This window comes from Chitinophaga jiangningensis, from assembly GCF_900142605.1.
GTDB classification, from domain to species: Bacteria; Bacteroidota; Bacteroidia; order Chitinophagales; family Chitinophagaceae; genus Chitinophaga; species Chitinophaga jiangningensis.
In genome coordinates this window covers 1,053,633-1,062,731 of sequence record NZ_FRBL01000001.1, presented here as the reverse complement: position 1 = coordinate 1,062,731, position 9,099 = coordinate 1,053,633, and the positions used below count along the sequence as shown (strand labels likewise).

Here is a 9,099-nt window from a genome sequence, read left to right as displayed (position 1 = left end):
ATAGACGCCTGCCAGGCGTCTCTACTTCGTGAAACAATGATGTTGTCAATTAGTAATAATTGCACAAGGTTGGTAGTCGCAATGCTTAAATATGGCTGTATGCCGCTGGATGTGCTGGAACGTTATCTGGATGAATGGAATGCAAAGCTGTAAAAAATGTACAGGAGATTTACTAGGATAGACGCCTGCCAGGCGTCTCTACTTCGTGAAACAATGATGTTGTCGATTAGTAATAATTGCACAAGGTTGGTAGCAATCCTAATTAGTGTAGAGACGCCTGGCAGGCGTCTATCAAAACACAATCTCCACTAAAATAAATAAATATTTGCACTGTGCGAAGGTCCTTTGAGAAAAGTTTGGAGAAAATATTTCTTCAGGAGAGGCATTGCCTTGCGTTGCATATGTCGCAAACCTGGCATTTACATCTCCATAAAATAAAAAAGCAGGCCAGTAAACACCAACCTGCTTTTTCGTATAGGGATAAACGTATTAATTGAAAATATATCGGATACCGATCTGGCCTTGCCAGCGGCTGATCGTAGCGGTATTATCCCGCCATGAATTCGTCAACGGAATTTCATTCTTCGCATCCAGGTACGGGAAGGAGTACGCCGGAATATTGGTAGTAGTACCGTTAGAAGGGTCTTTCCAGAATCCTTCATACTTCAGAATAGAAGCCTGGTTTGCAATTTTATAAGTACCCCACCTCCTGTTCAGGAAGTTGCCGAGGTTAATAATATCGAATGTAAGGCGCAACGTATGTTTGGTCTGATTTTTACCGGAGAAAACGAAGATGTCCTGCGTAATATTCAGGTCTGCACGCTTGAACCATGGCAGTACCACACCGTTACGCTCTGCATACTCACCTCTGTGACTGCTCAGGTAATTATCCTGTTTGATGAAGTTATCCAGCTGATTCCAGATAACCGCTTCGCTGCGTTTGTCTGCATTGGTGGCAGGATTGTACGTCTTGTCGGAATAACCTACCTGTACCAGTTTAATCTGGCTCGCATTTGCCGGAATAAAGATCAGGTCGTTGTTACCGTTGGAGGCATCGTTATTCACATCGCCGCTGTAGGTGTAGGAAGTAGTACCGTTAGGTGCTGCTTCAAACACGAGCCCGAAGCTGGTAGCAAAGTGCTTAGCCCAGTTGAACTTGTAGGTAGCTGTTGCAATTACGCGATGAGGCAGGTAGTAGTTGGAGTAGCCCAGTACATCTGCATTCGGATCACCAGTTACCGGACGATCACGCCAGTTACTCTGTGCGATAGAACCACCATCATTCACGCTGCGGGATTTTGCATAAGTATACGCAGCGCTTATGGTCAGGTTCTGGATATTTTTCTGTAGCTGTAAAGTAACGAAATAGCTGTAACCCTTGTTGGTATTACGCATCAGGATAGCATCGCTGATGTTAGGTTTGCTAAGTGTATTACCGCCGGCCACCGGTCCGTAGATTTGGGCAGCACTGTAGCGGATACGTTTGTCGGCACCATCAAATGCCGTACCTGTTGCGGGTAAGTTTACGTTCTGGAAGTAAACGGCATTGATATCCTTCGAATAGTTAAACTCCAGCGTACCGTCGATGCCACCCGGTAATCTTCTGTCAACTGCCAGCGTGGCTTTTAATACCTGCGGATACTTGAAGTTCCTGTCTATAGCAGCAATGTTGTAAGCGGTGGACAGCTGACCAGCACCTGGACGGTATTTATCCGGATTTGCGCTGAACGGATAGTTGATAGTAGTGGTAGTACCGGCGGTAGCAACGAAGGAACCAAATTGTACCCCATTATTACCGGCCTGGTTACTCAGCCATACTGCCGGCGGAGGACCGGCGAACAAGCCTACACCACCCCGGATCTGCGTTTGGTTGTCGTGCGTTACATCCCAGTTGAAACCAACGCGTGGCGACAATAACGGCGTTGTTTTAGGTTGCTGGCCCACATCCAGTTTCACGCCATCGCGGAAAGTAAGGGTGGTCAGGGAATCGTTGCGGGTAAAGGTATTGCCGATGATAGGTACATCCACACGCAAGCCATAGGTAAGCGTAAAGTATTTGCTCACGCTCCATTTATCCTGTACGAATACTCCCAGCTCCAGTGAGTTCACTTTCGCGTAAGGGAATGAGCCGTCAGGCGTGCTGGCAAACGACAATGCATAGCGTGCAGTTGTTAATGCACCATTCTGCGCGCTGGCATAGAAATCAGCGAGCGAGTTATAGCGATAGTTACCTACATAGTTAGGCGCAAAACCATTCAGGAAGGTTTTGTAGTAGTTCTGTGTACCGATGGTGATTTCGTGTGCTCCCTTATAAAGGTTGAAGATGTCGGAAATCTGGTACACATCTGTACTGAGCTTGTTGTTGTAAGTAAATGGCTCATAACCAAATGCAGTGTAGCTCGCCCCCTGGCCGTTCAGGATATCCACCAGCGGGAAGTTGCCGCCAGACAGTGAAGCCCTGAAGTCGCGCATGGCACTGTATCCAATCTGTAATTTGTTGGAAGCGTTGTTGCCGATGCGGGTATTCAGCTCTGCAATGAAGATGTTGAAGTTGTTGTTGATGGTATAGCCGCTACCGCTGAAAGGCAGGCCGGTGTTGCTTGGCTGGCGGTTGTTGTTAGGTGCACCGCTGTTGCTCGCAGGAATATCTTTAAACGATTTCAGGTAATTGTACTTGAAGGTTAAAGTATTTTTGTCGTTGATATTCCAGTCCAGTTTCACGGTAGCTTTATCGCTCTGTGTGCGATAGGTGTAGCCCTGGTAATCGCCGGGGTTATAGCCATAGTTATCCACCAGGAATTTTTTCAGTGCGTCCAGGTCTTCCTGAGTGGCCTGTGATACGTTACCACCAGCTACCTGGCCTTGTTTGTTGGCTACCAGACTGGTGGCCGGTGCGTCGATGCGCTCTGATTCTCCGCTTACGAAGAAGAATAATTTGTTCCGAACAATAGCACCACCTACGTTAAATCCGCGCAGGTTGTAGTTGAAAGAGGGTTTAGGAACAGTGGCTGTTCCTACTTTCAACCCTTGCAGGCCGGGCGTTTGAATGAAGGTGTACACGGTACCTTTGAAGTCGTTGGTACCGCTTTTGGTAACACTGTTGATGCCGGCGCCGGAAAAGCCGCCCTGGCGCACATCATAGGGGGAAACGTTTACCTGGATTTGTTCCAGTGCTTCGAGGCTGATGGGCTGTGAGGCTGTTTGGGAGCCCAGCGTTGGCTGCAGACCGAAAGCGTTGTTGAAGTTGGCGCCATCAACGGTGATGTTGTTGAGCTGGTTGCTTCTTCCGCCGATGTTCAAGCCGTTGGCAGATGGCGTGAGCCGGGTGAAGTCCTGCATGGAGCGGCTGATAGTAGGCAGGCGGTCCATTTGTGCGCGGGTGATTACTTCCTGGCTACCGGTGCGACTCTTGTTAAACACTTTGTTTTGAGCTCCTGCAGCTTTTACTACTACTTCACTCAGGGAGCTGGTGGTTGCTTTCAGTGTCAGGTCAAGTTTGTAGTCCTGTCCGAGTGAAAGGAAAATGTTTTCTTTCTTTTCTTCCTTAAAACCCATGAAGGTAACGGTTACCACATATGGGCCGCCTACACGGAGATTGGGGAGGTTAAAACGGCCATCTTTACGGGATACTGTCTGGTACCGGGAGCCGGTAGGGGTATGTATCGCCACAATGCTGGCGCCAGGTACAGCCTCATTTGCGGTGCTGATAATACCGGAAATGTCGGCTGTTGTTTCCTGGGCCAATAAAAGGGTTGGCAGGAGGAGCATACAACATAGCATCCCCCAGAGGACTCGGGTAATTTTAGGACTCATGCAATTCAGATTTTGGTTTAAAGGTCGAAACCGTATGTTAACGAGAAAATATATAAAAATTATGAAATCATTAACAATTTAGCTCGACAATCTCCAAAAAAACTGAATTATTGGCTGATGACCCTTTCCATTCCGGTGCTTCTTGAGCCTTTTACTAATATGTAAGTATTTTTAAACTGTTGCTGTTCGAGCCACTTTTTGGCTTCGAGGGCATCGGGTAGAAATATGTACGGGTGTGTTACTTTCTGGAAATCGCCGCCTACGAGTACTACGGCATCCCAATGGGTGCGTTGTAGTGCATCTGCGAGGGCCTGGTGCTCCTTTATGCTGTCTTCTCCCAGCTCCATCATCGCTCCCAGCAATAACACCTTTTTGGGTGCCTGCAGGCCTGCGAAATTGTCGAGTGCAGCTTTCATGCTGGAAGGATTGGCGTTATAGGCATCCATGATAATCGTATTCGATTCCTGCCTGATTACCTGTGAGCGGTTATTGGAAGGCACATACGCGGCGATGGCAGGAGCTATTTTTTGTGCCGGCACTTTAAAGTAACTGGCTACTGTAACGGCGGCCATTACATTGGGGAAGTTATAGGCGCCTACCAGCTGGGTTTGAATGAGCCCTACCTTGCTGTCGCCTGTTACTTCCACTTCCAGGAATGCTTTATCCGCCACTGGTTTGCCGGTATAATCGGCGTTTTCCTGACCGTATGTAACAATATGCGGAATGCCCTGACTCATTTCCATCAGGTAGCCGTATTCGTTGCAAACGAAAACAGTTCCGTTATTAGCGCGCAGGTAATCGTAGAGTTCCCCTTTTGCTTTCTTAACGCCTTCTTCACCGCCAAAGCCTTCCAGGTGCGCTTTTCCGATGTTGGTGATAATGCCGTGGGTAGGTAATGCAATCTTGCAGTAGGCTTCAATTTCGCGCTGGTGGTTAGCGCCCATTTCAATAACGGCCAGTTCTACATCTTCGCGGATGCTAAGGATAGTGAGCGGTACACCAATATGGTTATTGAGGTTACCTACTGTGGCGTAGGTTTTATAGTTAGATGAAAGCGCTGCATTGATGAGCTCTTTCGTAGTGGTTTTACCGTTAGTGCCGGTAATGGCGATAAAAGGTATGCCTAACTGCTTGCGATGATGCAAGGCCAGCTGTTGCAGGGCTTCCAGGGCATCGTTTACCAGCATCATCTTATCCGGCTGTGTGAAATATTTTTCTTCATCTACCACTGCAAAGCTGGCGCCCAGCTCCAGTGCTTTGGCAGCGAACTCATTGCCATTGAAGTTGCCTCCTTTTAGTGCAAAGAAGAGATCGCCCGCTTTCAGCTTGCGGGTATCTGTTTGTATGGACGGGTTTTGCAGGTATGTGCTGTAGAGTTGTTCGATATTCACAGTCTATGGTATTTCTTACAAAAATAAGTCTTGAAAGGAAAGTTGGATATTTTTTTTAAAGAGGCAACGGAAGAAAAAAGTAAAACGTATTACCTTGTAAAAACTACCTGCATCTTTATGAAAAAACTATGGATCCTTGCGGGAGGCATCTGCTTGTATGCGATGGCATGTAAAAACGAGCAGGCGCCTGCGCCCCAGGTGAAAACAGCCTGTGACACCGCCAAAATTTTCACCAGCTATGCCGTTGCTGTTATTCAGGCCAATTGTACATCCAGAGGTTGTCATCCCGGAGGAAATGCACCTGCTGCCGCCAACTTTAGTACTGCCCAGGGTATCAAGGCTTACATTACCGCCCGCCCAAATATTTTTGCGGAAAGAGTAACCGGCCCTCAGGCAGATATGCCGCCAGCCGCATTCAAGGCGCTTTCGCAAGGCACTAAAGATTCACTGGCCTGCTGGGTAAATCACGGTATGCCGGATCAGTAAACCAAAAAATGTGACTATGAAATATGTTTTACTGCTGGCCTTAGGTCTGCTGCTGCATCAAACAGGTTTTGGCCAGGATATTTACACCGCAAAGGGTGCCGGCATTTCCTTCTTTTCTTCCGCTCCGCTGGAAGATATAGAGGCGAAGACTAACAAGGCGGTATCGGCCATTAATATCAAAACAAAAGTGATCTACTTTAAGGTGCCCATTACTTCTTTTGAATTTGAGGAGAGGCTGATGCAGCAACACTTTAACTCCACATACCTGGAGTCGGATAAATATCCCGATGCGGAGTTTAAAGGTAAAATACTGGAAGATGTGGATCTTTCCGTTGCGGGTACCTATAACGTAACGGTAGAGGGTACACTGAATTTACACGGGGTAGATAAAACCTACCGCGAAAAGGGAACGATTAGTGTAAGCGGAAATACTTTACAACTGAACGCAAAGTTCAACGTAAAGCTCGCCGATCATAAAGTCAAAATTCCAACGATAGTGGTTAAAAATATTGCCGAACAAGTTGCGGTTACCGTCAATGCTACCTACACCGCTACGGCGAAATAGTCCAAAATCAGAACTTTTATCATGAAAAGCATAATTTTTCTGCTGCTTGGCAGCGGCCTCCCCTTCGTGTGCCTGGCCCAGTCCGACCTGAGCAACCTCTTTGAAAACATCGCTACCCATCAGCCGGTATTGAATACTTACAAAGGCACCCGCATCATCATGGGGCAATCCACCGAAACACTGGGCAAGCGGGAACTGGATTTCCGGGTGGATCACCGCTTCGGCGACCTCGGCGGGGAATTTGGCGGCATCAAAACCTTCTTCGGTACGGATAATTCCACCGATATCCGCATTGGCCTGGAATACGGCATTACGGATAAGCTGATGGTAGGCCTCGGCCGCAGCAAGGGCTCCGGCCTGGAATCACAGCTGGTGGATGGTTTGGTGAAATATAAGCTGCTCACCCAAACCACGGATAACCACGTGCCGCTGTCGCTCGCCGTTTTCGGAAGTATGAACGTTACCTGCATGTCCTCTGCTGAGGATAAAACCAGCCCGGTGTATTTTGAAGATGGTACGGACCGGCTCAACTACGTGCTGCAAACGGTAATAGGCCGCAAGCTGGGCGACCGCCTTACGCTGTCGCTGAGCCCTACCTACGTACACCGCAATAAAGTGGCTTACATGGACATGAACAATATGTTTGCGCTGGGGGCCGCCGGCCGGCTGAAAATATCTAAACGGGTAGGGTTTATCGTGGAATATTTTTATCCGTTCCGCTCCCAGGAAAGCAAGGACTACTTTGAAGCGAACGGCATCAAGTTCTATAACCCACTGGGCGTAGGTATTGAAATAGAAACCGGCGGGCACGTTTTCCACATCAACTTCACCAACTCTACGGCTATACAGGAAAGCCAGTTTATCCCTGAAACGCATTCGTCCTGGCTGCAGGGTCAGTTCAGATGGGGATTCAATATTTCCCGTAGATTTACGTTAGGTGGTAAGAAGACGTGGAAAAAATAAAAGTACGCATACACGAAAAATCATTGCTGGCACTTTTGGCCGCCAAACGGCTAAAGGTGCCGGCAGTAGCAATGGTAATCGGCGATACCATACATCTGCACGGTGTTTCTAAGGAAATATTCCTGGCAGATGCAGCGTGGGTAAGGCATGAAGTGTGCCATGTACGCCAATACCGGCAGTGGGGTCTTTGGGCTTTTCTATATCATTATTTCAGGGAATACCTGCGGAACGGCTATGTGAATAACTCCTTTGAAGTGGCCGCCAGAGCGGCGGAGAGCGATCCTGCAATGTTGGAAGGGGTGGAAATTCACTAAAAAATCGTTAAAGCAGGGGAACACCTCATAATTTTCCTTATTTTTACGTTAAAGGTTGTTATATGGTAAAGAAGGTAACAGAGGGCATCACAATCAGCGTGGAAACATTCTACCAACCGGATTATTCGAATCCAATTGGAAGCGAATTTATGTTCGCCTACCGGATTACTATCGAAAACAACAATACTTTCCCTATCAAATTACTTCGCCGCCACTGGTACATTATTGATTCGAACGGTAACCACCGTGAAGTTGAAGGCGAAGGCGTAGTAGGCGTTCAACCCCTGCTTGCTCCCGGTGAAACTTATCAATACGTCTCGGGATCAAATCTCCGCACCGAAATAGGAAAGATGTATGGAACTTACCAGATGGAAAACCAACTGGATAAGAAGCTTTTCGAAGTTAAAATACCGGAGTTTCAGATGATTGTGCCGTTTAAGCTCAACTAATCGAACTTCACCCCGGCATTTCAGCTGCCGCAGTACCTGCGGCATGTGCCCGCGATTTTTGTTAACTACCGCGGGCGATACTTAGCTTCATTGAATATTTCCATCACATCCTTCATTTCCAACAGCTGCTGCAGACTCATCTCCGGATGCTTATCCATGTATTTGTTCACAATCTGTAAGCCCACAAAATTTCCGATCTTTCCAGGTGAGCCTTCAGGCATGCCCTGTGTAGCAGGGCCATCGCCCATGAAATGGCTGATATCCTGCCAGTCAGTGGAATACAGTAAATTGTTTTGTATGAAAAATTGCCAGATCATCTGCTCGTTGTCGTAGCACCATTTCAACTGCTCCTTCGTATAGCCGAGCCTGATGGTATCATCCGTATGCGGTAGCACTTTTCCAAGGAAATATTGTTGTCTCCCCGCATCCAGTATCTGCGAAATCAACGTACCGCTGGTACGCATCGGATACAGCTGGTTATGGATCACCTGCATGGCATTAGTAGCAATGTACTCCGGCGTAAACCTGCGGATCATGTAGGACGGCAGGTCCTCGATCATGCCATAAGGCGGGAAATCCGCGCCCATGTACATGTCCAGGCCTATGCCCAGGAGAGAATCCACCGTAACGGCACCATAATTGGCAATGCCGGATATAAAAGTCACCACCTGCGGCGTTTTAAAATTCGGGAGGTAGTACTTCGTGTATTTAAAAGCCTGTTCCAGATCTTTGCGGACCGCGGATAAATTGCCAAACTTTTGCTGCACCGCAGTTTCCAGCTGCCGGAAGTCAGGTGTGGTAAGAAACAGGTGCAGTTGTTGCTGAAGAGCAGCACTGCTGTCGGCATATGCACCGAGATTCATAATATCGGTCATATACACGGGCGTAAACACCGGATAATCCGCATGCAGCTTGGCCAGGCCCGGCTGTATGTTGTTTGTATCGATCGTAAACAGCGCTGAGTCAAAACGTTGCGTACTAACGGTAACGCTTATATGGCTTACATCTGGCGGCTTAGGGCCTGATTTACAGGAAGCCATGGCTACGGCAGCCAGCAACAGCCAGCTAAAACGGGTGCTTATAATAGTGTAACTTTGCATCGCTCTTAAAAACTGAAT

General features: G+C 47.8%; 8 protein-coding genes. 5 read left to right on the top strand and 3 right to left on the bottom strand.

What is annotated here, in order from left to right:
- Window positions 1-489 precede the first annotated feature (489 nt).
- Both BUB18_RS04425 and BUB18_RS04420 read right to left on the bottom strand, forming a co-directional pair.
- Window positions 490-3,813 (bottom strand): TonB-dependent receptor, encoded by a 3,324-nt coding sequence (locus BUB18_RS04425; RefSeq protein ID WP_083549340.1) that lies wholly within the window; start codon window positions 3,811-3,813, stop codon window positions 490-492.
- A gap of 107 nt (window positions 3,814-3,920) precedes the next feature.
- Window positions 3,921-5,204 carry a UDP-N-acetylmuramoyl-tripeptide--D-alanyl-D-alanine ligase gene (locus BUB18_RS04420; protein ID WP_073078332.1) on the bottom strand — a complete coding sequence of 428 codons (1,284 nt, stop codon included), beginning with the start codon at window positions 5,202-5,204 and terminating at the stop codon, window positions 3,921-3,923.
- A gap of 117 nt (window positions 5,205-5,321) precedes the next feature.
- On the opposite strand from BUB18_RS04420, the gene BUB18_RS04415 reads away from it, so the two are divergent.
- The 5 genes from BUB18_RS04415 to apaG all read left to right on the top strand — a co-directional run bounded on the left by BUB18_RS04415 (window position 5,322) and on the right by apaG (window position 7,981).
- Window positions 5,322-5,690: a hypothetical protein gene (locus BUB18_RS04415; RefSeq protein ID WP_143159818.1), complete on the top strand. Its 369-nt coding sequence runs from the start codon at window positions 5,322-5,324 to the stop codon at window positions 5,688-5,690.
- Window positions 5,691-5,706: 16 nt separating this feature from the next.
- Window positions 5,707-6,255, top strand: coding sequence for a YceI family protein (locus tag BUB18_RS04410; protein WP_073078328.1), 549 nt, complete (start codon window positions 5,707-5,709; stop codon window positions 6,253-6,255).
- Window positions 6,256-6,276: 21 nt separating this feature from the next.
- Window positions 6,277-7,218, top strand: coding sequence for a DUF5777 family beta-barrel protein (locus BUB18_RS04405; protein WP_073078326.1), 942 nt, complete (start codon window positions 6,277-6,279; stop codon window positions 7,216-7,218).
- A complete protein-coding gene (locus BUB18_RS04400; RefSeq protein ID WP_073078324.1) occupies window positions 7,206-7,532 on the top strand; it encodes an eCIS core domain-containing protein in 327 nt (108 codons plus the stop codon). The genes BUB18_RS04405 and BUB18_RS04400 overlap by 13 nt, the downstream gene beginning before the upstream one ends.
- A 62-nt stretch (window positions 7,533-7,594) precedes the next feature.
- The gene (gene apaG / locus BUB18_RS04395) at window positions 7,595-7,981 is read left to right on the top strand and encodes a Co2+/Mg2+ efflux protein ApaG (protein WP_073078323.1); all 387 of its coding nucleotides are present in this window, start codon (window positions 7,595-7,597) and stop codon (window positions 7,979-7,981) included.
- 65 nt (window positions 7,982-8,046) lie between these two features.
- On the opposite strand, the gene gldB is transcribed toward apaG, so the two are convergent.
- Window positions 8,047-9,081, bottom strand: coding sequence for a gliding motility lipoprotein GldB (gene gldB / locus BUB18_RS04390; protein ID WP_073078322.1), 1,035 nt, complete (start codon window positions 9,079-9,081; stop codon window positions 8,047-8,049).
- Window positions 9,082-9,099: the final 18 nt, after the last annotated feature.

Bases quoted from the DNA above. Each gene is read 5' to 3' on its own strand.
- BUB18_RS04415 (WP_143159818.1), top strand. From the start codon at position 5,322: ATGAAAAAACTATGGATCCTTGCGGGAGGCATCTGCTTGTATGCGATG.
- BUB18_RS04405 (WP_073078326.1), top strand. From the start codon at position 6,277: ATGAAAAGCATAATTTTTCTGCTGCTTGGCAGCGGCCTCCCCTTCGTG.
- apaG (WP_073078323.1), top strand. From the start codon at position 7,595: ATGGTAAAGAAGGTAACAGAGGGCATCACAATCAGCGTGGAAACATTC.
- BUB18_RS04425 (WP_083549340.1), bottom strand. From the start codon at position 3,813: ATGAGTCCTAAAATTACCCGAGTCCTCTGGGGGATGCTATGTTGTATG.
- BUB18_RS04410 (WP_073078328.1), top strand. From the start codon at position 5,707: ATGAAATATGTTTTACTGCTGGCCTTAGGTCTGCTGCTGCATCAAACA.
- gldB (WP_073078322.1), bottom strand. From the start codon at position 9,081: ATGCAAAGTTACACTATTATAAGCACCCGTTTTAGCTGGCTGTTGCTG.